The organism is Ruegeria sp. AWH4_226 (assembly GCF_056159225.1).
In genome coordinates this window covers 1-21,295 of the sequence record NZ_JBSWUU010000006.1, presented here as the reverse complement: position 1 = coordinate 21,295, position 21,295 = coordinate 1, and the positions used below count along the sequence as shown (strand labels likewise).

Annotated in this window: 24 protein-coding genes; 19 read left to right on the top strand and 5 right to left on the bottom strand. The window is 49.8% G+C overall.

The features are described from left to right. Positions 1 to 121 precede the first annotated feature (121 nt). From ACXAET_RS22370 to ACXAET_RS22280, 19 genes are all read left to right on the top strand, one after another. A complete protein-coding gene (locus ACXAET_RS22370; protein ID WP_475190920.1) occupies positions 122 to 463 on the top strand; it encodes a hypothetical protein in 342 nt (113 codons plus the stop codon). A gap of 159 nt (positions 464 to 622) precedes the next feature. Then, positions 623 to 1,057 (top strand): thermonuclease family protein, encoded by a 435-nt coding sequence (locus ACXAET_RS22365; RefSeq protein WP_475190917.1) that lies wholly within the window; start codon positions 623 to 625, stop codon positions 1,055 to 1,057. 128 nt (positions 1,058 to 1,185) lie between these two features. Further along, positions 1,186 to 3,504, top strand: coding sequence for a beta strand repeat-containing protein (locus tag ACXAET_RS22360; RefSeq protein ID WP_475190914.1), 2,319 nt, complete (start codon positions 1,186 to 1,188; stop codon positions 3,502 to 3,504). 102 nt (positions 3,505 to 3,606) lie between these two features. Beyond that, complete coding sequence (locus ACXAET_RS22355; RefSeq protein ID WP_475190912.1) at positions 3,607 to 4,254, top strand: hypothetical protein; 648 nt, start codon at positions 3,607 to 3,609, stop codon at positions 4,252 to 4,254. Continuing rightward, the gene (locus tag ACXAET_RS22350) at positions 4,251 to 4,676 is read left to right on the top strand and encodes a TSCPD domain-containing protein (protein ID WP_475190910.1); all 426 of its coding nucleotides are present in this window, start codon (positions 4,251 to 4,253) and stop codon (positions 4,674 to 4,676) included. Before ACXAET_RS22355 ends, ACXAET_RS22350 begins: the two co-directional genes overlap by 4 nt. After that, positions 4,673 to 5,317 (top strand): lytic transglycosylase domain-containing protein, encoded by a 645-nt coding sequence (locus tag ACXAET_RS22345; protein WP_475190908.1) that lies wholly within the window; start codon positions 4,673 to 4,675, stop codon positions 5,315 to 5,317. Before ACXAET_RS22350 ends, ACXAET_RS22345 begins: the two co-directional genes overlap by 4 nt. Beyond that, positions 5,314 to 5,595 carry a hypothetical protein gene (locus ACXAET_RS22340; RefSeq protein WP_475190905.1) on the top strand — a complete coding sequence of 94 codons (282 nt, stop codon included), beginning with the start codon at positions 5,314 to 5,316 and terminating at the stop codon, positions 5,593 to 5,595. The genes ACXAET_RS22345 and ACXAET_RS22340 overlap by 4 nt, the downstream gene beginning before the upstream one ends. A gap of 3 nt (positions 5,596 to 5,598) precedes the next feature. Further along, the gene (locus ACXAET_RS22335) at positions 5,599 to 5,877 is read left to right on the top strand and encodes a VirB3 family type IV secretion system protein (RefSeq protein ID WP_475190902.1); all 279 of its coding nucleotides are present in this window, start codon (positions 5,599 to 5,601) and stop codon (positions 5,875 to 5,877) included. Next, complete coding sequence (locus ACXAET_RS22330) at positions 5,870 to 8,236, top strand: VirB4 family type IV secretion/conjugal transfer ATPase (protein ID WP_475190899.1); 2,367 nt, start codon at positions 5,870 to 5,872, stop codon at positions 8,234 to 8,236. The genes ACXAET_RS22335 and ACXAET_RS22330 overlap by 8 nt, the downstream gene beginning before the upstream one ends. A 133-nt stretch (positions 8,237 to 8,369) precedes the next feature. Beyond that, a complete protein-coding gene (locus ACXAET_RS22325) occupies positions 8,370 to 9,116 on the top strand; it encodes a type IV secretion system protein (RefSeq protein ID WP_475190898.1) in 747 nt (248 codons plus the stop codon). Beyond that, positions 9,113 to 9,613, top strand: a complete 501-nt coding sequence (locus tag ACXAET_RS22320; protein ID WP_475190896.1) for a hypothetical protein — start codon at positions 9,113 to 9,115, stop codon at positions 9,611 to 9,613. The genes ACXAET_RS22325 and ACXAET_RS22320 overlap by 4 nt, the downstream gene beginning before the upstream one ends. After that, entirely contained in the window at positions 9,610 to 10,662 is a 1,053-nt protein-coding gene (locus ACXAET_RS22315) for a TrbL/VirB6 family protein (RefSeq protein WP_475190894.1), read from the top strand. Before ACXAET_RS22320 ends, ACXAET_RS22315 begins: the two co-directional genes overlap by 4 nt. Then, positions 10,571 to 11,323, top strand: coding sequence for a VirB8 family type IV secretion system protein (locus tag ACXAET_RS22310; RefSeq protein ID WP_475190891.1), 753 nt, complete (start codon positions 10,571 to 10,573; stop codon positions 11,321 to 11,323). Before ACXAET_RS22315 ends, ACXAET_RS22310 begins: the two co-directional genes overlap by 92 nt. After that, positions 11,323 to 12,141, top strand: coding sequence for a TrbG/VirB9 family P-type conjugative transfer protein (locus tag ACXAET_RS22305; protein ID WP_475190888.1), 819 nt, complete (start codon positions 11,323 to 11,325; stop codon positions 12,139 to 12,141). Before ACXAET_RS22310 ends, ACXAET_RS22305 begins: the two co-directional genes overlap by 1 nt. After that, positions 12,138 to 12,821 carry a hypothetical protein gene (locus ACXAET_RS22300; protein WP_475190885.1) on the top strand — a complete coding sequence of 228 codons (684 nt, stop codon included), beginning with the start codon at positions 12,138 to 12,140 and terminating at the stop codon, positions 12,819 to 12,821. Before ACXAET_RS22305 ends, ACXAET_RS22300 begins: the two co-directional genes overlap by 4 nt. A gap of 11 nt (positions 12,822 to 12,832) precedes the next feature. Beyond that, entirely contained in the window at positions 12,833 to 13,666 is an 834-nt protein-coding gene (locus ACXAET_RS22295; protein ID WP_475190884.1) for a TraB/TrbI/VirB10 family type IV secretion system protein, read from the top strand. Between the two features lie 101 nt (positions 13,667 to 13,767). Next, positions 13,768 to 14,781 carry an ATPase, T2SS/T4P/T4SS family gene (locus ACXAET_RS22290; RefSeq protein WP_475190881.1) on the top strand — a complete coding sequence of 338 codons (1,014 nt, stop codon included), beginning with the start codon at positions 13,768 to 13,770 and terminating at the stop codon, positions 14,779 to 14,781. 12 nt (positions 14,782 to 14,793) lie between these two features. After that, positions 14,794 to 14,952 (top strand): hypothetical protein, encoded by a 159-nt coding sequence (locus tag ACXAET_RS22285; protein ID WP_475190878.1) that lies wholly within the window; start codon positions 14,794 to 14,796, stop codon positions 14,950 to 14,952. Then, positions 14,945 to 16,837 carry a type IV secretory system conjugative DNA transfer family protein gene (locus tag ACXAET_RS22280; protein WP_475190875.1) on the top strand — a complete coding sequence of 631 codons (1,893 nt, stop codon included), beginning with the start codon at positions 14,945 to 14,947 and terminating at the stop codon, positions 16,835 to 16,837. The genes ACXAET_RS22285 and ACXAET_RS22280 overlap by 8 nt, the downstream gene beginning before the upstream one ends. A 44-nt stretch (positions 16,838 to 16,881) precedes the next feature. On the opposite strand, the gene ACXAET_RS22275 is transcribed toward ACXAET_RS22280, so the two are convergent. The 5 genes from ACXAET_RS22275 to ACXAET_RS22255 form a co-directional block, all read right to left on the bottom strand. Beyond that, complete coding sequence (locus tag ACXAET_RS22275) at positions 16,882 to 17,127, bottom strand: hypothetical protein (protein WP_475190871.1); 246 nt, start codon at positions 17,125 to 17,127, stop codon at positions 16,882 to 16,884. Continuing rightward, a complete protein-coding gene (locus ACXAET_RS22270) occupies positions 17,117 to 17,428 on the bottom strand; it encodes a hypothetical protein (RefSeq protein WP_475190866.1) in 312 nt (103 codons plus the stop codon). Before ACXAET_RS22270 ends, ACXAET_RS22275 begins: the two co-directional genes overlap by 11 nt. Before the next feature lie 159 nt (positions 17,429 to 17,587). Beyond that, positions 17,588 to 18,886, bottom strand: a complete 1,299-nt coding sequence (locus ACXAET_RS22265; protein WP_475190863.1) for a hypothetical protein — start codon at positions 18,884 to 18,886, stop codon at positions 17,588 to 17,590. Positions 18,887 to 19,379: 493 nt separating this feature from the next. Further along, positions 19,380 to 20,417 (bottom strand): hypothetical protein, encoded by a 1,038-nt coding sequence (locus ACXAET_RS22260; protein ID WP_475190860.1) that lies wholly within the window; start codon positions 20,415 to 20,417, stop codon positions 19,380 to 19,382. 86 nt (positions 20,418 to 20,503) lie between these two features. Beyond that, positions 20,504 to 21,295 (bottom strand): hypothetical protein (locus tag ACXAET_RS22255; protein ID WP_475190858.1); only part of this gene is annotated, 792 nt, incomplete at its 5' end.

Genomic DNA, 21,295 nt, shown 5'->3' with positions numbered 1-21,295 from the left:
GCAAATGATTTGATTTACAGCATTCATCATGATAGCTACGACCCTGTGATGACAGCTATATACTTCATATTAGCGCGATGCCCTAGTAGAGACTCCTGTGTTCAACGGGAGTCCGCAACCTATGAGAGAACTAACACCGGTGCTTTTGGAAAACGGGTTTCGGGAGAAGCTGCAAGACGGCGGTATTCTGGAAATAGTCTGCACGGCATCCGTCGTACATTCTCGGAATACCATCAGCGGGGAATGGAAATTTTTCGTAAAATCGATGGATGGGCAAGACGAGATAAGACAAGTTCTTGTTGTTCAACGAAATATAGAACATCGGGTCGTGAAAACCGTGATGGGTGCAGTCAGTTTAGCCGCTTCTTTAGGTGCTACGGTTGTTGCCATTCCTTTGGTCGAGGGCGAAATCGGTGTTTGTAAGATTAACCCTGACACCGTTTTTGATAGCGTCGGAAAATAGCCGCCGTGTATCTCGTGAACCTGCCATTAGGTCGGTTGAGTCCCCTCCATTAAAAACGTTTTCGTCGTTACTCCTGGACTGTGATCAGCAGGGTAGGGGAAGTCTGTCGTCTGTGGGTTTGTTAAGCGTACTGTCGGTTCGGCTAGGAGGGCAGGGCGCATGCACTCTCTCCTGATACTTATTGTCGTGTTATGTTTTGTGGGTTGGTTCGATGGGTATGTTTCCGATAATACGCGGACTGTTTGGTTGGACGCGTCGGTAATAAGAGTTGTTGATGGCGATACGATTGATCATGGCGGCGATCGTTACAGGCTTGTTGGGTTTGATACGCCTGAAACTTATCGAGCAAAATGTGCAGCCGAAAAAGAACTGGGCGTTGAAGCCAGTCGGAAGCTGAGAGCAATCATTGATATCTCTGGAGAAGTGGAACTGATCGTTCAACCGAACTTGGACAGATACGGTCGCTTTCTTGCGGAAGGTCGTGTGGGCGCTCTGAAAATCAAGGATCTTATGATTAACGAGGGATTAGCTCGGGAATACTCGGGCGGCAAACGTATGCCTTGGTGTACGGAAAGTGAAATGGTGAAAAAGTGAGTAGGGCAGTCAGGAGGAAATCTATCGAGCATTAAGCGGTCCTGTCGGTTGCGCCAACAACCGACAGGACCTGAAACGCCTCTTAATCCATCTGAGGCATTCCTCACACATCAATGGAACACTGTACTATGGTAAAAACAGCACCATTCAATGCTGCCCTCAAGAATCATGTCTGCATGGGGGGAGTCAACCAGCGCCGCAAGGACGGTGCAGGGTTTGGCAAATTTTTCAGCGTTGCGAAATTCTTGTTATTGGCTGCAACGCTCAATGTGACATTAAGTCCTCTGCCTGCATTGGCAGTTGCTCCTAGTTTGAGACCGATTGTTGTTGGCAATGACAACTTTACTGGGGGCGGCGCAATTCGAAACTGTACCTTCAACGAAGGTGAAGACGATGAAACAACAGCTCCGTGTACTAGAGAAGAATGGATTGATGAAGCTATTGACGATCAAGTTCAGGCTGGCGGGGGTGGTGCTCCTGGTCCGGACAGCGTTGGTTCATCTGAGATTATCGACAACAGTGTAACTGGTGACGATATTCAGGACGATAGCGTGACCGGAAGCGACATCGCAAACGGGAGTGTTACTGGCGACGATATCCAAAATGGCAGCGTGACAGGAACTGACATTGCTAATGGTAGTGTTACCGGGACCGACATCGCTGATGATAGTGTCACTGGTGATGACATCCAAGATGGCAGCGTGACCGGCACTGACATCGCAAATGGCAGTGTTACTGGTGACGATATCCAAGACGGCAGCGTGACCGGGACCGACATCGCTGATGACAGCGTAACTGGTGATGATATCCAAGACGGAAGCGTAACCGGCACCGACATCGCTGATGACAGCGTAACGGGTGACGATATCCAAGACGACAGTGTGACCGGCACCGACATCGCAAATGGCAGTGTTACTGGTGACGATATCCAAGACGGCAGCGTGACCGGGACCGACATCGCTGATGACAGTGTCACTGGTGACGACATCCAAGATGGCAGCGTGACCGGGACTGACATCGCAAATGGCAGTGTGACCGGTGACGATATCCAAGACGGTAGTGTGACCGGCACCGACATCGCTGATGACAGCGTGACCGGTGACGATATCCAAGACGGAAGCGTGACCGGGACCGACATCGCTGATGACAGCGTAACTGGTGATGATATCCAAGACGGAAGCGTAACCGGCACCGACATCGCTGATGACAGCGTAACGGGTGACGATATCCAAGACGACAGCGTGACCGGCACCGACATCGCAAATGGCAGTGTTACTGGTGACGATATCCAAGACGGCAGCGTGACCGGGACCGACATCGCTGATGACAGCGTGACGAGTGATGACATCCAAGACGGCAGCTTGACCGGAACGGACATCGCAAATGACAGCGTGACCGGTGACGATATCCAAGACGGCAGCGTGACCGGCTCCGACATCGCTGATGACAGTGTGACTGGTGACGATATCCAAGACGGCAGCGTAACCGGCACCGACATCGCTGATGACAGCGTGACTGGCGACGATATCCAGGACGGCAGCGTGACTGGTACTGACATCGCTGATGACAGCGTGACGGGGACTGACATCGCAAATGGCAGTGTTACTGGTGACGATATCCAAGATGGTAGCGTGACCGGCACCGACATAGCTGATGACAGCGTGACCGGTGACGACATTCAAAATGGATCAGTCACCGGGACGGATATCGCCGATAATTCTGTTTCAGGGAATGATATTCGGGATGGGTCGATCACCCAAAGCGATTTATCGGCTGGTTCGGTTGGTTCCAGCCAGATCATTGATCGTTCGGTGACCCAGAATAAGTTGGCTGACAATGCTGTTGGATCAAGCCAGATAATTGATCGGTCGGTTAATAGGGCTGATCTGGCTGACAATTCTGTAGGGTCAAACCAAATTGTAGACCGTTCGGTGACACAAGCAGATCTGGCCGACGACTCTGTTGGCTCAGATCAGATTATCGACAATAGTGTAACTTCTGAAGATATCGCTGACGGTACGATCGAAAACGAAGATTTGGCGGAAGGTTCTGTCAATAGTCATACCGTTGAGAATGACTCGATACTGTTGGAAGATCTGAACGGTGAGGTTCGCCAATTTATTGGCAGCAACAATGCGGGTACCTTGAACCAAGCGAAAGCCTATACAGATCGTCGCGTTAACGACCTCCAGCGACAAATTGATCGCAATTCGGTTATTGCAAATGATGGCGTGGCTATCGCTTTGGCTGCTCAAGTTCCAACTTTGTCTGAAGGTACCGTTCAGGCGGTTACTATGGGTTTCGGCTACTACTCTGGTTCATCGGCGTTCTCAATGGGCGGTACAGCTCGATTGGAAGACACGAACTGGCAGGTCTTCGGAACGCTTGGGTATGGCTTTAGGGCTGAAAAGTTTGGTCTGAGCATGGGTCTCTTATGGAGCCGGTGACGGGTTCATAGCAGCGGCCGGACGTCTGATTTTCTCCCGATTGGGCGTCCGGCCAAAATCTCTCGTAATAGTAATTATGTAAAAACCACTGACCTACTTGCCATGAAAGATGGAAAGATGATTGCGGCCGTTTTCGACTCCATTGAAAACAGAATTGACCGAAGATGGGTTCCTGGTGCGCAGAGCTTTGATCTAGCGCGAAAGGACATTCTGACTGTTGTTCGTCATCTGTCTGGTGAGCGCACAAGTATCAAGTCAGAGGCTCGTGAATTTTGGTTGGAAAGCGAGGCGCGTAGCACCGCCTTCGGCATTGCGCTTGAGGTATTTCATATACTCAGCGAGTTTGGGTTTGATGCTTCGAAAAGGCTTTTCAAGTCTTTAAGGTCATACGTCGAGGTTAATAAAGATGTATGTCCAAGTGTGTTGTTTCGCTTTGCGTCTCCTGACAAAGCGTTGGCTCTTTCGAAAAGCAATGACCATTTAGAATACCTGTATTTCTATGCCGCGCTTAAGTTCGGTTGTGAATTGCACGATGAGATAGATGCAGAAACAGTGCGTTTCGTGCTGAACCGCCACGATGGCATTTGGTTCGTTTACCCCAATAAAACCTATCATGTTCACTTGGTGAGTGAGGGTGTCTGGCTAGATATTTCGGTGCCTTTTGACGTGGTGAACGATCTTCGTTTCGACGTTGATTTGGGGGCGGAAATCCGTCTGGCGGAGCTTGATGCGTTAGGGGCTTCCGCATGAATAATCCCGCGCGCAAAACCCTTCCAGATCGGCGGTTAGCTGAGACACGCCGCGTCGTTACTCCGCAAGGTCATACTGCTTTTATTACGGTTGGGTATGACCCGTCCTCCCCTATCAAGCCTTATGAAGTGTTTTACAGTGGTGGTTTTAGGTATGGCAGTGACCTGGAATACCATCTGCATGATTTATGTGTTCTGATTTCATTACTACTGCAACACGGCGTAGCAGCAACTTTTCTATCTCGGTCAATCTCTCGTAAAACATCCGTCCTGGGTGGTGAAGAATACGCCAGTCTCGCTGGCTGGTTGCTTGATGCTGTCAACAGTCCACCGTCATGGGCGGATGAGTATGTTGCCGCGATGGGTGACAATGAAAGCCCCTCCAATTCTGTGCAGAAACATGGAAGGGGGATTTCCGAATGATCGCAGTAGTTCGGCCCCTTTTTCTCGTGTACACGGCAATTGTGGCGACTGATGCAAGCGCCCAGGTCATCGAATACGAGCCGGATGGCAGCGTATTCCTGAACGGTGCGCGAGCAGAAATCGTCAACGGTATCGTTCGCCCAATCCGGATACGTGAGTACACGCTCGACGAAATACCAGAATCTCCGAAGGCCAAGCCTCAAGAAAAGATCGAGATTGCAGGTAAAGCACCGCGGCCTCGCAGATCCTCGGGCGGCTGGTCGCAGGAACGCATCGTCAAAGAAATCCAAGCAGCGGCGGAACGCCATGACATTCCGGCCGAGTTGTTCTTGGCGCTGGTCTGGCAAGAAAGCCGGTATCGGGCTGATGCTCTGTCACCCAAAGGTGCCTACGGTTTTGCACAGCTCATGCCGGGAACGGCGAAAGAGCTGGGCGTCAACCCAAAGAACCCTGCAGAAAATCTCGACGGTGGCGCTCGTTATTTGGCAGCACAGTACCGTGAGTTTGGTGACTGGAAACTGGCGCTTGCCGCCTACAACGCCGGTCCCCATCGCGTCGTCCAGTTTGGCGGCATTCCCCCCTTCACCGAAACCCGCAACTACGTGCGGACTATTCTAAGCAAAGTGAGCAAAGACCTATGAAAAGAACCCACTTCTATCAGCAGATGGCGTTTTTCGCGATCACTGCGTTCATCATCACCGCAGCGCCCGCCTCCGCCGGTTGGCTGCAAGATGCTATTGGTGACTTCATCAACGAAACTTTGGCGGATTCAAAAATCATCGGCGTTAGCCTTGCCGCTGTTGGATTTATCTGGGGTTGCTTGGCTTACGTTTTTGGTTGGGGGTCTCTGAAAGGTCCTGTGATCGCTATCGTTGTCGGCGCTGTTATTGGCTTGTCTGATACTTTTATCGGAGCCTGATGAATGCCGCGTCGCAATACAATATTTCGCGGTCTAAGCCGTTCCGCTGAATGGGGCGGCTTACCTGTGATCTATTTGTTGGTGATCCTTGGTCTGACCATGTTGTCGTTCTTTGTACTCGGTATGGCGGCAGCGATAATCTCAGGTTTTGTGTTCTATACGGGACTTCGTCTTTTTTACGAATGGGAACCGGCGTTCTACCGGGTCTTATCTGTAACCCTCTCCAAAACTCCACGTACCAAAAACCGTCGTCATCATGGGGGAGATTTTTATAGTGCCTAAGCCTGCAGCAAAAGACCTGTGGACTCTTGCCCGGTCGTTGGTGGAACCAAGCTGGCGCAAGGAAGAAATGAGCCTCTTCCAAATGTTGCCCTATGGCTACGTTGTCGATGACGAGGCTATTTCTACAAGAAATGGCGGTCTTATTGGGGCTGCTGAAATCACGGGTATAAATGCGAACACGCTTGATGAAAACGAGTTCGAATTTTTGGCTGAACGTTTTGAGCGGGTGTTACGTGCTACGCCCAATGAAGTTGCTTTCTACGTTCATCGTCTGACTGTTCCGGCAAACACTGGTCACGTTGTCTCAGATACAAGCGGCTTCGCGGGTGCAGTGGCAGAAGCCATGCGAACGTCGGCGCTCGATGCGGAGTTAAAGGAACGTAAAATCGTTATCAGTGCCATTCTTCAAAAACGGCAGGATGAACGAACAAAACAGATCTTTGGTTTTTCGTCTGGTTCGATCGATGAAGAACGGCGCGAAATGGTTGAACAGCTCGACAGCGTGTTCTTGACGCTTGCGGGTACTCTTGGCGAAAATCGTGTTCAGCGGTTGAAGCTTAGCGACGGCCGGTGGCTCGGTTACTATGGAATGCTATTAAACGGTCGGTATCAGCCGATCGTTCATACGAACATCGCTGAGCCTATTGCTTTCAACATGCCGCAAGAAGATGTGCTGTTTCAGGGCAAGTCCGCCAAGCTCATGTCTGGCGATGACCAGGAGCGAGCGATCCGCGTTTATTCGCTGAAGAATTATCCGCTTGTTTCCTTCCCTGGCATCTTCGACGGTTTAGACCTGCCGGTCGATGTCGTGATTTCACAATCGTTCCTTCCTATCAGCCGGTCTCAAGCTCAAGAAATGGAACGTCGAAAATCGGGCCAGATGCGTTCGGCCGGCGATAAGGCAAAGTCACTTGAAGAAGACTTGTCCATTCTGGCCGATGGCATTGCTTCGGGCACAATGTCTTTGGGCAAGCATCACCTATCGATCTGCGTTTTTGGGTCTGAAGAAGATCTGAAAACTGCGGAGAAGCACATTATTGGTGAAGTTCAGATTTCAGGCGGTACGGTCAAGCGTGAAGCGTTGTCGGCACGGGCGGTATATTTCGCTCAACATCCCGGCAATTTCTCGTTCCGTCCGCGTGAAGAACTGATCACAGATCAAAACTTTGCGGACATGGTTGCATTCCATATGCGTCCCAAGGGGTTGGACGCGGTTAAACTGCCTTGGCCGGGGCCATTGGCGACATTCCCGACGACGCAAGGGGATAGCTACGATGTTTCGCTACACCTTCCGAAAAGCAGTAGCGATGCTGAAAACCTGCCCTCGGGCCATACGATCGTTTTAGGTCCGAACGGCTCAGGCAAGACTGTTATTGCGATGTTGTTGGCGACATGTGCGGTTGCACAAGGGGCGCGTATCATTGCGTTTGACAAAGATCGGGCAATGGAAGCCCCGATGCGGGCGCTCGGAGCTCAGTACACTCGCGTTAGGGTGGGCGAACCTACAGGCATGAACCCGTTTCAAACGGAAACGGATGAGGCCGGTCAAAGCTGGCTTGCAAATTGGGTCACAGCTCTGATGAGCTATGATGAGAAACTGTCGGCTGAACAGAAAGACGAAATTACGCAGGCTTGCCAGGTGAATGCGACCTTGCCTCCGCAATTGCAGAATTTCAGCTCGCTGGTGGAACGATTCAGGGCCTTCGATGATGGTAAGAACCTTTTCAAGCGAGCGAGTGAGTGGGCAGATGGCGGCCGGTTATCCTGGATGTTCGGCGAAGGTGGTACAGATCCGTTTGCCTCTGACGATCGACACCTTGTTTTCGATATATCGGAGGTTCTTGGCGACGAATTGGTGCGTTTGGCATGGATCAGTTATGTCATGCGTCAAATTGAACGTCGCTGCGCGACAAAAACACCAACCATCTTTGTTATCGATGAAGCGTGGGTGATCGCTGGTAATCCTTACGGCGCTGAAATTCTCAAGAATGCTTATACGACGTACCGGAAGCTGAACGTCATGATGATGATGATGACGCAGATCCCGGATCACATCCTGTCATCAGCGGCAAGCAAGTCGATCCTGGAAAATACCAGTACGCAGCTCTTGTTCCCTTCTCGATCCGGCAATGAAGCGGATTATCGTTCAATAGGGTTGAATGAGGCAGAGCTTGGCGCGCTAAGGGCGCATTTTGGCGACCGCGTGATGCTTATGAAAAAAGGCGACGAAAGCGTTTGGCTGGATGTCGATGTGGGTACTCTCGGCCCGCTTCTTCGTGTTCTGAGTGGATCAGACGGAAAATCTTTCTCTGACCCAGACTGGCGGCAAAATCCCAACTTTTGGAAGGAAATGAAATGAGTTCGCGCGTTATTCTTACGCTCATTGTTTTAGCAACAGTGGCTGGTTGTACCAGCACCTATTCAGGTTATCGCAGTAAATGTGCCTGTGATTTCGAACGGTTGGCCCCACCCGAAAATTTGGAGCTTGTCTGATGTTGGCTTTGATTAATTTTCGGTCATTTCTGACCGGTGCAATTTTGTTTTGTTCGCCGGTTTCGGTCATGGCGCAGGGAGTGCCGGTAGTGGACTCGGCGGCAATTACTCAGAATATAGCCAATTCCGCTAAGGAAGTAGCGGAAATGGTACGGCAATACGAACAGCTCTTAAACCAATATGAAAAATTGGAGCAGCAGCGTCTTTTGCTGGAAAATTCGTTCAAGGCCATTAGTGGTCTTACTGATCTTGATGATTTCAGTAGCCGCAAGTTTCTTAGACTGGCGTCTGCGGCCGAAACGCTGGAATATGCTTTGGACGCTACCGAAGATGGTATTTCAGGCCTTCCGGTTGGTGCTTCTCGATCTATAGAACGGCGTTCGATAAATCTCGGCCTGAATGGCGGTATCTTATCGGAGTTTAGCAGTTCTGATGTACCAGCGCGTCGTATCCTTTCGGAAAGAGGCAGTGCTGGTTTGACCGCATCGGCCTTGGGCGAGAATGGATATGATGTCGCAAGTCAGTTGTCCGAAGATGCGGAACAGTTGCGCTCGGAAGCAGGACAGCAAGAAAATCTGAAAGAAGCCATAGATTTTAACACTGCGGTATTGCTGAAGCTTCTACAGGTACAAATCGAGAATTTACGCGTTAACTCTGCTAGTGCTTTGGCAGCCGGCACTGATCTTGCTTCGAATGCGGCTGATCAATCAACACTTAGTAATTATGTCAGAGGAGGCTCGCAATGAGGTTGTCGACGGGTTTCCTAGCGGCATTAAGCTTGGCTTGTAGTTTTGGCAATGCTTCAGTTGCGCAAGTAAAATTGCGTCCAACGCCTAATGTTATGTGGCCGTTTGGTGAGTATCGTGTGTGTTTCGGCAATTCTGCGATCAACAACGTGGCTAAGAAATTCGTTGAAGATGATCAGTCTCGTATGGCCGAAGCGGGCCAGTCACGCGATAAGCAATACCTGGTGGATAACTGGTCCGTTGCGATCACCAACGAACAAATCATCGCTGCTCATGAATACACCTTAGAACAATGCGTTTTGCGTAAGGCAGGTGAAGTATTTGACGACGAGTGTCCGCTAGAAAAGATGAGCCGGCGTGATGCTATGGAAGCTGTTGGTGCTGATAGTTCTGTCTTTTGGAGCCTTCCGTCTTCTCATTTGTCTGATGTCAAAGTTGAGCAGAAACACAGATTGAACAGCATGAGTTCAGCCTTGTTGGAGGCGTGTGGTTCATGATCCAGGATTTTGTAAGTTCGATTGAGACGGCTATTGGTAGTTTTTCGCAAGATGCATTCAGCAATTTATCGTCTGATCTTCAGATAGCGTTATGGTCGATTGCTGGTCTTCTGTTTGTCGCGATGCTGATTAACGGTGTACTTCAGATCAGAGAAATCGGCTTAGGCGGATATATCGGATGGGCGATCCGCATTACAATTATCATTAGCATGGCGTCTAGCTGGTCGTATTTCCAACCGATTTACAACGGCATTCAAAGCCTGCCTGATAGCCTTGCCGGGGCGCTGACTGGCACTACGAATGTTTGGCAAGCTCTTGATGACATTGCGGATCAGTGCTTCACACTTGGACAAACAGCCATAGAAAACGCCACATGGGGATTGAGTATCACAGGTGCGGTTCTGTGGGTTGTAGGCGCTATTATTGTGGCTTTTGGCACGGGGCTCGCCTTAATAGCGAAAGGTGGAATTGCAGTGCTTCTAGGCCTTGCGCCTGTCTTTATTGCAACGCTGTTAAGTTCTGCGACTGCCAGCATTTTTGCGGCCTGGGCGAAAACGACCGTGGGTCTGATCATGGTTATCGTTGTTCTGACGGGTATCGTCTCACTTATACAATCGTTGTTTGCTGCCGAGCTGACCAACGTTGAGAACGTAAATAATATGACAGCCAGTGGCCGGTTCTTGGCGGTTTGCATAATCTCGATCGTTATGCTGACGCAGATACCCTCTGTTGCGGGGGGTTTGTCGGGTGCAATTGTGGCTGCTTCTTCAGGTTTGGCCGTTGCGACCGGCGCGGTGTCTGCCGCAAGAAACGCATTGGGTTCTACTGTTGACGGTGGCCGTGGGACTGTAGCGGCCGGTAAGACGGCGGCTGCGATGGCTTCGGCAGCGCGCGATGGAAGCGGATTGCGTGATAGCGCATCGCGAGCCATGCAAGCGCGTCGAAATATAGCGCATAATGCGCGCAATCAGGATTCTGCTGCTCGTCAAAGCTACGCTGCTGATCGCTACAGGCAGAGTATTCGGACTGCGCGAGAAAAATCTTCATAAGCGAGGGATAGAGCAAGTGTCACATGTAACGGATCATGAAAAAGAACTCTTTCTGGGTGCCCGCCGCGATGCGTTTAAATGGCAGGTCTTTGGAATGGTTGGAATGACCATGGGTGTAGCCTCAATGATTGGCTGGGCAATGTTCCTTCCTTTGAAGGAAATTCGGGCGGTACCGTTCTCCATTGATCCTGAAACCAAATTGCCGGTTTTGCTGACGGAAAAGGTTGAAAAACTTGAACCGTCGGAAGCGATGGCGTTTCGGGAAGTTGCGAACTATGTGCGCGATCGGGAAACCTATGATGTCCAGGATAACAATGAACGGCTGAAATCCGTTCTGCGTCGTTCTGATGACCTAGCAGAAACGTCCTATCGTGATTTATGGGACGCTTCGAATGACAGCCATCCAGACGAAATCTATACCCCGAAAACAAAGGTTCTGACCGATATCCTGGGTGTTTCGGCTGTCAATGATGAGACGGTTCAGGTTGAGATTCGGAAGTCACTGATCACGCCTAACCAAGCTACTGCCTCAGCTCGCTACGTTGTCACTGTTACCTATGGGTTTGAGGAAAAAATCGTAACGTCGATGGATGAGCTACTTGAAAATCCGTTCGGCTTCATCGTCACCAATTATCGCGTAGATGCAGTAGGGAACCTCTGATGCTCAACTTTCTCAATACTTTCGCTGTCGCTGGCGCTGTTACTCTATCTTTATCTGCGCCTTTGGCGGCCGAAATTACACCTCAACCTGATGGCAGAAATGCAGATCATCGTATTACGCAGTTCCGCTATGTTGAGAACCAAGTGTATCGCATTCCGGTTGGTGAAAGACTTATTACCTATGTTCATTTTCCGCAGGGCGAAACCGTGCGCAGCATCGGTGCGGGCGATACTGAAAGTTTTCAAATCACGCGCTTGCAGGAGGGTCGCGTAATTGCGTTCAAGCCTGAAATCTTGAACTCGGACTCAAACCTGACCGTTCTGACAAACCGTGGGACGTACAACTTTTATTTGGTACCGGCCGAGAGTGACGCTGAACGTAGAAAGGTACCGTTTCGGGTCACGTTCTATTCCAATAATAGTGGAGGAGCTTCATCGCGTCGTGGCTTGGTTGCCAGGAGTGAACCCAAACCAACAGGCCGGTTCGTAAACCAAAATTACTCACGGTCGGGGAAGGCCGACTTTGCCCCCACTGCCGTATGGGATGATGGCGTTCATACTTATATGCAAATTCCCCAGGAAGCTGAGCTACCCGGCATCTTTCGTGTCCTGCCTGATGGGCGTGAACTGTTGGTAAACACGACGGTAAAGGAGCGCGGTGTAATCCAAGTTCAAGGTTTGTCGGATCTTTGGACTTTGCGCATCGAAGATACGTCGATCTGTGTTCGAAATGATGGCGACGAATTTCAGCAAGCGTCTGCTGCTGGTCGGCCGGTTTCGGTCCAAACCGTTGGAAATAACGGGTCGGGTGTAAAATGAACCGCGATGATTTGGTAAAGGCGCGCGCCGCGGCCGAAAGCCCTGTCAGTCGTAATCGTAAAAAGTTTGACGGGAAGAAACTTTTGACGGTTGCGATGGCGGGTGCGGTGTTCGCTGGTTTTGCGTGGTTCGTCCTTGGCAACGATAGCGAAAACACCCGTTCAGGGGTCCGAGTAGATGCATTGCAACGAGACGGTGGTGAGCGGTACGGGCTGGTGACGGCCAGAGGACCTGAAGTTGATGAACCTGAGTCAGAGGAATTGCCCGAAACGATTGCGGTAGCTACGCCGGCGACGGTGCCAGTGCAGATCGATTCAGAGGGGTTGAAGGATGCTTTGAAAACCATCGAGCTTCAGAACGGCCGGATATCCGAATTGCAGGATGAAGTAACGAAGGCAAAGGTTTCTATTTCGGAAAAAGACGGTGAAATTGCGATGCTCAAACTGAGCAACGAACGCCTTCAAGTAAGATTTGATGAACGTGAAAGGAAGTTTCAAACCGAATTGGCGCAGGCTGTTGCCGATGCGGAAGCTCGTGCTCTTGCGAGTGTAAGCCATCTGCAGGCGCAAGGGTTAACCGAAGATGAACGTATAAGACTCGAAGAACTTAAGAGGCTGCGCCAGCGGCAAAATCAATCGGACGGTATTGTGTTCGACGAAAACCCATATGGCAGGAACTAATGGAGCTGAGGATGAAGAAATCTATACTTTCCGTTGCGCTGGTCTCTTTGACCTCAGGAGCGTTTGCGCAGGATGGATCGGGACAAGCCTACGAGCCTATTAACGGCGCGTCACAACCAGTAATTTTCCAACCTTTCCCTACTGCGCCGCAATCGTTTCAAGGTCAGGTTGATGACACACGTTTGCCTGAAGAACAGCGTGGGTATCAAGAAAACCCAAACACGACGTGGCAAAACAATCTGGTCGAAGAATTCCCGCCAATTGTCGGGGCTTCAGTAATTGACGATCCATCCAGGACGCTTGTTCAAGGGACGGTGCTGTCAGCGGTTTTTGGCGGAGCAGTGAGTTCAGAATTGCCCGGTAGTGTGATTGCTACGATCACGCGTGGGGTTTATTCAATGGACGGGTCGCGTCTTTTGCTTCCACGAGGAACAAAGTTGTACGGTGAGTATCGCGCTGACACGACTTTGGCCCAAACACGTATCTTGATTGTTTGGAGCCGGGTTATCACTCCTGATGGTTTATCTGCGCAAATCGGGTCGGCGGCTACAGATGGTCAAGGCAGGACTGGCGCAACTGGTATCGTAAACACACATTTTGGTAAGCGTTTTGGCACCGCGGCCTTACTGTCTGTGATCGGAATTGCCCCTGTGGCATTGGTTGCGGATAACGATAGCAACAACTCGGTGCAGACAGATTTGGCTACTCAGGTAGGATCGAACCTGCAGAACTCAACGTCGGCTGTTCTTGGAGATTACCTTCGTATCACTCCAACTATCTTTGTTGATCAAGGCAGTCGTATCAGTGCGATCCTGCAACGGGACGTTGTTTTCGATAGTTTTTAATGCGTGAGTGTAAGGCGAACACGACAGCATCTTTTCCGGCCGCTGCCAGCTTTTCTAAGTGTGGTGGCGGCTTTTTTTTATCCGATATCAAGGACTGATGAATGAACGTGCAGAACGGCAAGACCCTCCTGGAACATTATACTGGCAAGATTAGGCACCTGCTACTTGCTGAAAATCTTAGCGAAATTTCTATAAATCCTGATGGAACAGTCTGGGTAGAAGAAATGGGTAAAACTCAGATGACAAAGACCGATATTACTCTGACGAGAGACGATGTAGAGAATATCGGGCGAAGCGTAGCTGGTTTCAGTGGCGTGACCTTCGGGGAAAAGAAACCCATTGCGACGGCTAATGTGCCGACCCAACAGGGCAAAGCAAGGGTACAGGTTGTTATTCCACCAGCGACGACTGGCGTTGGGTGTGTAGCAATCCGCTTGCTCCGCGTTAAGTCGGTAGATCTGGATGCATTCAGTTTTGCTGAAGGCAAAGGAGCGCTGTCAGAGACGAACGATCACAGTTTTTTAGAGGAAATAAGAGGAGCGGTTATCCTCGATGACATCAGCTTCGAGAAATTGTGCGACTTCGCGATGAACAATAAATGGAACGTGATTATAGCCGGCGGCACGTCTTCGGGCAAAACTACCGTGCTGAATGCGATGTTAAAGAATGTCGATCATGGAGAACGGATTGTGACCATCGAAGAAGTAGCCGAATTGGACATTGAGCAACCGAACGCTGTCAATTTGTTAGCTGATCGATCGGAGGACAACGGACCTCGATCGCCAACAAAGCTGCTTGAATCAGCGCTTCGGTTGCGGCCGGACCGTCTTATTTGCGGAGAAATCCGTGGTGACGATGCCAATATGTTCTTGGAATTGGTGAACACCGGGCATGACGGTTCGATATGCACTATGCATGCGAACTCGCCGATCGATGCTGTTGGACGATTGAGCAAGATGGTCCGTCGCGGATCTCCAACCGTGCAAAAAGCAGAAGTGGTCGATGATATCCGATCAACTATTCACATGATCGTTCACATGAAAAAAATTGGGGACGAGCGGAAGGTGAACGGGGTGATCTTCCCGCCGCTGATGACTGCGGAACAGCTTACATAAAGAGGAAGCGATATGAAAAAATTTGAGTACAGGGATGCGTTTCTTTCGGAAAGAGATAGCGCATCTGATGCCTTGGCTAACTTTGGGCAGCAGGGGTGGGAAATGGTTGGAGTTGTACGAGTGGCGTTCGGCATCCGGTGTTTTTTTAAGCGCGAGCTGACAGATGGCTGATTTTCAGGAGTTACCTAAGAATAAGAAGGTAGCGATAGCTGGGTCTATGGCCTTCATAGCTACGTCTTCTTGCGCGGTTTTGGTAATCGGCCTGTCATTGGAATACATCAATACCAGAGGCTTTCGCGGCCTGGATATTTGGTCAATCCCAGAAAAGTTCCTGGCTCAACCCGCATTGACTCAACAGGTCATGGGCGGGGTTGCTGTGTTGGTCGTGGGTGTTTTGACTTTTGCTTTCGTAGCGGCTGCGCTGCGTGGTCCTTCCACAAAGTATGGTGATGCCGCATTCGCTAAGGCCCCTCAGCTCGTCAAAGAGGGATATGCCTCGGTGTTAAAACTGAAAGATCGGCTGGATAGTGAAATCGTATTTGCGAAATTTGGTCAGCCCAAAGACAAAAACGCTGTTTATTATAAACCCGGCCCGGACGTTCAAAAGCCGCACGCGATGTTCATTGCGCCTTCTGGCTCCGGCAAGACCAGCGGTTTTGTGATCCCGAACGTCCTTCGATTCAATGGCTCCTGTGTGGTTCTGGATATCAAAGGTGAGATATTCCAGACAACTGGCGCACGACGGGCGGCAATGGGCGATGAGGTCTTTGTGTTCGATCCGGAAAATCCGGAAAAAAGTCATAGCTATAATCCGCTACGCCGTGCAGCCCGTACCAATGACCTGGACAGGCGATGGGAAGAAGTAATTCAGGTCGCGACACAAATGTTCGACACGCCCAGCTCGTCGGCACAGAGTTTTTTGGGCGGTGTCGAAGGTATGTTCTGCGCGATGGCGATGTTGGCGATTAAGAGAAATCGACCGTATGTTTCTGAGGTTCTGCGCCTGGTCAAAACGACCAAGCAGAGGGAATACGAAAAGATGGCCGAAGAAGTAGGTTATGCCCGGGCAGCAGATGAGTTTCTGAATCTTGCAGCCGAAGAATCCAAAATTTTGCGGTCTACGATTTCGGTTATGAACAACTCCGGTCTTCAGCTCTGGCGCAACCCATCTGTTGCAAGGGCCACGCAGGGCAATGACATAAATTTTGAAGATCTGCGTCGGCGCCCCACCTCGATCTATTTTTCTGTGCCAGGAAAAAAGGTAAAAGAGTTCCGGACGCTCATTCGCCTATTCTTCCTCGATCTGGTCAACACTATCGAAACCCACGAACCGGGCGAGGATGAGCCGTTCAAGGTTTTGATTCTGCTCGATGAGTTTCAACGGTTAGGCCATCTTGAGCGTGTCGTGGAAGCATATGACACCATGCGATCCTTCGGCGGGCGCATCATCGTGATTTCGCAAACACTGTCGCGCCTTCAGGACATTTATGGACATGAAGGTGTACGGGCGATGCTGGCCAATGCCGGCACACAGATGTTCGCAGCCTCGGAAGATTCAGAGGTACGAGAACACGTGTCCAGATCGATCGGTGACAAAACTGTAATGAGTAGATCGAAGTCGCGGGCACTTGGTAAAATGGAAATGGGCAGCATTTCGGAGCGAGAGGAAGGTATTCGCCTACTTCGTCCGGAACATGTCGGTCGGTTGCCAGAAGATGAGGTTGTACTGATCCGAGAAGGCAAGATGCCAGTGATAGCGAAGAAAATTCGATACTTCGATGACCCGTATTTTACTCAATTTTTAGGTGGTGAAGCTCCTAAAATTAGGGGTTCGCACCGTGATATTTCTTATGAGCAAGCGCAGGATACAGCAAAATCACTGTCCGAAACCACGCCGGTATCTGTTCCAAGAGAAGAACTCACTGACGAGGATAAGGATGTCATGAGTTCTTTTAGTGATCAGGATCAGGTTGCTAAAGATAACATCCGATCAGCAGAAGATTTGTTGCGAGGGAAGACCAAGACGTCGCCTGTAAGGCGAAATACCGCCGCTTGAGTCGGTATAACTGACGACGATAGTTATGCTAAGCTTCGCTACTGTCAGCTTTTCCAGTAGTCGGGAATCTTCGTTTCAGCAACGATCTCTACAACCACTATTCGTGTTCCGGGAGCAATTGAGTTTTTAGCCCATCCCTTTGCAATTAATTCTGCATCTCCACGCTCAGAGTAGTGACCGTCCATCCTAACGGGCGTAGGCTTGTGGTCGTTTAATAAAGACGGGGCGTACTCGATCACTAAATATGAGAGTGTGTTCATCTTTGTTCCTTGTTTCGTGCTATTTTCCATGCGTAAAAAATCCGAGGATGAAGCATGCCGTCATTACCCCGCCGATCCAGAGGAGTTCGTTCTCAAGGTTAACTAAATTGAAGGTTGAGAGGATAATGCTTCCGAAGAGTGACATCAGAGCAATTCCTTGAATAACTTCTAGGGTAAAATCGATTGGTCGTTCTTTTAAGTTTTTCCGCATTGATCTGATGGCTTCCTTGCGTTCGTTTTGTTGCAAAATCACCTTAGCAATCATGTAAACAAACCAACAAAATGCGCCAAGGATGATTAGGAAGCCTAGGATTTCGGTATCTCGATTCAAGTAAACGTACCTGTTCGTCGCCTATAGGTTCAGCATACAGTTGCTGGTGTTAGTACACATTTGAATAGTCCGTGAGCTGCCAGTTGTAATTTATCAGGGCGTCCGTTTGGCTTTGTTTGAACCTTTTTTTAATGACAGTTAAAACGGTCGACAGAGTGCCTAGCTCTTGTCCATGAGCTTACGCACTACGTCGACGACGTTATCTGATACCTTGTCAACTAAAGTCTTGACCGTTCCGTCATCCAGATGAGTTGGTTCTGTACTACCGTTCACGTTCTGCTGTCCAAACATGCGCCGCACCAACTCTGCTTTGATTGTCTGTTGTTCTTTTGGTTCCAAGCTGGAAATAAATGGGTCTAAGGCTTGTGTTTCAAGCGCATAAGAACGCAGCAAAGTCGCATTTTGGCGGTGCATCTTCGACTGGCGAGACATGTATCCTGCCGTGTAGAGAAAGATGGCTGTGAGTGATGACGCCGTAATCATGTCCGGCCAATTCAAGCCACCATCCTCAAGAGGCGGAAAACCGGTCTTGGTTTTGATACCAAGCCATATTGCTGTGGCTATGAGACATCCGATAGATCCGAACCGCCAGAAGTTTGCAGCTGATGCCTCATGTTGTGCGCTCCTATGATATCCACCCGTGACCGTTTCGTCGGTCACCAAATTATGCAGATTGCGAATGGTTTCCTGTTTTTCGCGCATGTCTTCATTGGCAGTCTTCGCTACTAGCTTGAAAGCGTCCAGTTCGGTATCGAAGAGTTGCTGTTGCTCCGCAACGATCGTAGTTCGGTGACGATCAAATTTCTCACGTTGTTCGGCTATATGTTTTGAGAATTCTTCTTCGCGTTTGATGTGTGTCTCGGAATACTCTTCGGCGCGTGTCGTTTGGTTTTCAGTGAAGTCTTGTTGCCACTCTGTTAGCTTTTCGCTTAGAGATGTATCTAGATCGGTGAGTTTTTGTTCTAGATTTGCTGCCTTTTCATTGACTTCAGATAACTGTGTGTCGAGTGATGAGAGTCTTTCTTTTATCTCTTTTGCGTTCGATTCTATTGATGCTGTAAATGATGTGAACGCCGTTTGAGCATTATCGATTGTTTGTTGTACTTCCTGAGGTCGGGACATTGCCGCCAGGTGGAAGATATGTGGCGTGTAGTGTGTTGCTGCGTCATTCGCTGCGCGTAATGGACCAATATCTTTCTGGGTGGAGTATGCTTGTAGCTGATTCAACACTTTTGCGTTAAAATGTTGGTAAATCTGGTCCAGCCACTGCTGAGGATAAAACTCAGGATCCAACTCGGCCACCACGGCGCGCAAGTTACCTATTACATTCTTGAGTCGCCGTCTTTCATCCTCAAAAGCGGCATTTGTCGCCGCAACGTCAACTTCTAAGTGTTCAACAGCTTGAATCAGTAGTTGATGGATGGGGTGTTTGTGAAATTCATCAGACCAACGGGACACAATCACTTCCTTCCGATATTGCAGCAAGCACAATATATAGGCGAGTTATGACTCGCCTCCAAGGCGCAATTTTGGGCTATGGTGATTGGAGAAATGGTTCCTCTTAGCCTCAACAGAGGGTGCAGTTTTCCCGTTGTGTTCTGTTGGAGAATGTCATTTTTGGTCGCTACTTCAAGTACAATACACTTAATTTTTGCCAGAGGCGCGGCGCATTCTTCGAATGCACCGGTTCATGATTGTTGTTCGTTCGGCTCGCAAGTCTTTCAAGGCTTGTTCTTTGCGATTGATACGCACGTGTAACCGCGCAAGACGCACTATTTCCCTTTTTTCAGCAAAGCGAAGCCATGCAGCTCGCAGCCCAAAAACGGTTTCAGGGTCGGGCCTTATAGTCTTCTCTGGTGGAGGATTATTATGGCCGATCATTGAAGTGTTTCGGATGAAAGGTTGCTTGTCGTGGTTACACTGATCGATTTGCATTCATAATCCCTCGTAACTAGAGACTGTGACCGTCGTTTTCGTGGACATGCGTCGCTTGCTCTCGGGTGTGAACGATGTCTTGCACCACAGCGGCTATCTTCCTTGATGAAACCTGGTGTAGCTCTCCGACATCAGCTTCGGCGCGTTTGTAACTGTCGGGAATTCCTTGGCTGTTTAAATGTGCGGCTACGGTAGAAACATCGGCTTCTCGCCAAGTTGCGGTTGTGCCGGCCGAAATGGCGTCATGACTATTGTATCGAGCTAAGAACTGTTCGCCGTTGAGTCCGATGCTATTGGCGCTTGCAACAATGTCGTCGCGGACTGCTAACCATTTTTCCGCTTCTGTCGGGTCCAGGTTATTCAGCTCGGCCGCATTTATAGGTGTAGTGAAACTATTGTCGGCCAGAGTGTACGCCTGCAGGTCGTTATCATGAGGGCGTAGCTTGGCGACATCCGCCTTTAGCTCTCCGATCTGGACGTCCATAGCGGCGCGCAAATGGGGATTATCTACCTCTTGTGCCAACCGTTCCATGGTCTCGATTGAGTTTACGACTTCCTTTGTATGATGTTCGTAGGTTTCGAAAGTGTCGGGACCCAGAGTTACTTGCATGTATTGCGTATAGCGTTCCACCGGAGACTGGTAATCGTCGGAATCCTGAAAGTTTTTATCGCCCGACAAGTCTGCAAGGGACGAATAGTAAGGATGATGCAGCTCGTAATGCTGGGCATCGCTCATATGTTGTGAAACCAACGCTTGTAGTTGGCTTGGATCTACCGTCTCCCCTGCCCTTTCTGCGGTGCTTATCTGCGCCTGTAGTTGTTCAACCAGTTGCTTTTGCGCTGAATGTTCGTCTACGCGGCTATATGCCTGTTCTTCTATTTCAGTTAGTCGGCTACCGATTGCAGCGTTGTCATAGCCCATGGCCCTATATTCTTGCATGATGGTGGCTAGCTGATCGGATACACGATCTTCGCGGGGTTTGGATTGATCGAAGCGAGAGTAAGGCGCGAAATGCTCGACTTCATCCAAGAGATATTCTGTACGAGAAACCATAGTTTTTCCTTTGCGAGTTGATGGATAACTCAATGATGGTTCTGCTCTGAGCGTTGGCGCGCTTATCGAGCAGACCGGTTGTGATCTTACAAACTGTGTCCGTCGTCGTCACCGCGCCCTTGTACAAGCGGGTGCGTTTCTCGGGCATGAACCTGCGAGAGTTCTTCAGATATTTCAATGATGCGAGAAGAAGCATGTTGATGCAGTTGAGTGACGACATCCTCAGCATGTCTGTGACTGTCAGTCATTCCTTGAGCTTTAAAGTGAGCGGATGCTGTCTCGATATCCTCGGCTCGCCAGCTTAGTGTTGTTCCCAGGCTAATGTTATGATGATCGCCGAAGCGAGCGATAAACTTTTCACCGTCCAGGCCATAACTTTCGGCCGTATTATTGAGGTCATTGCGGATAGCTGCCCATTTTCCGGCTTCCGGATAATCTAGTGCGTCCATTTGCTTGGTGCCCATACCCATCATTGTCGAATAGCGGTTATCCTCGATGATATAGTTTGTAAGCTCGGGATCGTTAGGCCGCATATTGGCTACCTCGCCTTTTAGTTCACCTATCCGAATATCCATTGAGACGCGCAAATGAGGGTTTTCTACCTCGCGCGCTAACGCTTCCATCTTGTCGATGGACTGCATTATTGTAGCTGACTTTGACACCCAACTGTCGGTCACGTCGTCACCTAAAGTGTCCCGCATATAGACCTCGTAACGCTCTGTTGGCAGCGAGTAGTTTTCTGACGCCTGATAGGCTTTGTGATCGACTATATCGGCCATCGCTGAGAGCGTTCCGCTGCCCTGTTCAATGTGTTGATGATCATCAATATGCTGGATCACGCGGGCTTTAAGATCAGGGCTGATTGTTTCCTCGTCTTG

Bases quoted from the DNA above. Each gene is read 5' to 3' on its own strand.
- ACXAET_RS22370 (WP_475190920.1), top strand. From the start codon at position 122: ATGAGAGAACTAACACCGGTGCTTTTGGAAAACGGGTTTCGGGAGAAG.
- ACXAET_RS22365 (WP_475190917.1), top strand. From the start codon at position 623: ATGCACTCTCTCCTGATACTTATTGTCGTGTTATGTTTTGTGGGTTGG.
- ACXAET_RS22360 (WP_475190914.1), top strand. From the start codon at position 1,186: ATGGTAAAAACAGCACCATTCAATGCTGCCCTCAAGAATCATGTCTGC.
- ACXAET_RS22355 (WP_475190912.1), top strand. From the start codon at position 3,607: ATGAAAGATGGAAAGATGATTGCGGCCGTTTTCGACTCCATTGAAAAC.
- ACXAET_RS22350 (WP_475190910.1), top strand. From the start codon at position 4,251: ATGAATAATCCCGCGCGCAAAACCCTTCCAGATCGGCGGTTAGCTGAG.
- ACXAET_RS22345 (WP_475190908.1), top strand. From the start codon at position 4,673: ATGATCGCAGTAGTTCGGCCCCTTTTTCTCGTGTACACGGCAATTGTG.
- ACXAET_RS22340 (WP_475190905.1), top strand. From the start codon at position 5,314: ATGAAAAGAACCCACTTCTATCAGCAGATGGCGTTTTTCGCGATCACT.
- ACXAET_RS22335 (WP_475190902.1), top strand. From the start codon at position 5,599: ATGCCGCGTCGCAATACAATATTTCGCGGTCTAAGCCGTTCCGCTGAA.
- ACXAET_RS22325 (WP_475190898.1), top strand. From the start codon at position 8,370: ATGTTGGCTTTGATTAATTTTCGGTCATTTCTGACCGGTGCAATTTTG.
- ACXAET_RS22320 (WP_475190896.1), top strand. From the start codon at position 9,113: ATGAGGTTGTCGACGGGTTTCCTAGCGGCATTAAGCTTGGCTTGTAGT.
- ACXAET_RS22315 (WP_475190894.1), top strand. From the start codon at position 9,610: ATGATCCAGGATTTTGTAAGTTCGATTGAGACGGCTATTGGTAGTTTT.
- ACXAET_RS22310 (WP_475190891.1), top strand. From the start codon at position 10,571: ATGCGCGCAATCAGGATTCTGCTGCTCGTCAAAGCTACGCTGCTGATC.
- ACXAET_RS22305 (WP_475190888.1), top strand. From the start codon at position 11,323: ATGCTCAACTTTCTCAATACTTTCGCTGTCGCTGGCGCTGTTACTCTA.
- ACXAET_RS22300 (WP_475190885.1), top strand. From the start codon at position 12,138: ATGAACCGCGATGATTTGGTAAAGGCGCGCGCCGCGGCCGAAAGCCCT.
- ACXAET_RS22295 (WP_475190884.1), top strand. From the start codon at position 12,833: ATGAAGAAATCTATACTTTCCGTTGCGCTGGTCTCTTTGACCTCAGGA.
- ACXAET_RS22290 (WP_475190881.1), top strand. From the start codon at position 13,768: ATGAACGTGCAGAACGGCAAGACCCTCCTGGAACATTATACTGGCAAG.
- ACXAET_RS22285 (WP_475190878.1), top strand. From the start codon at position 14,794: ATGAAAAAATTTGAGTACAGGGATGCGTTTCTTTCGGAAAGAGATAGC.
- ACXAET_RS22280 (WP_475190875.1), top strand. From the start codon at position 14,945: ATGGCTGATTTTCAGGAGTTACCTAAGAATAAGAAGGTAGCGATAGCT.
- ACXAET_RS22275 (WP_475190871.1), bottom strand. From the start codon at position 17,127: ATGGAAAATAGCACGAAACAAGGAACAAAGATGAACACACTCTCATAT.
- ACXAET_RS22260 (WP_475190860.1), bottom strand. From the start codon at position 20,417: ATGGTTTCTCGTACAGAATATCTCTTGGATGAAGTCGAGCATTTCGCG.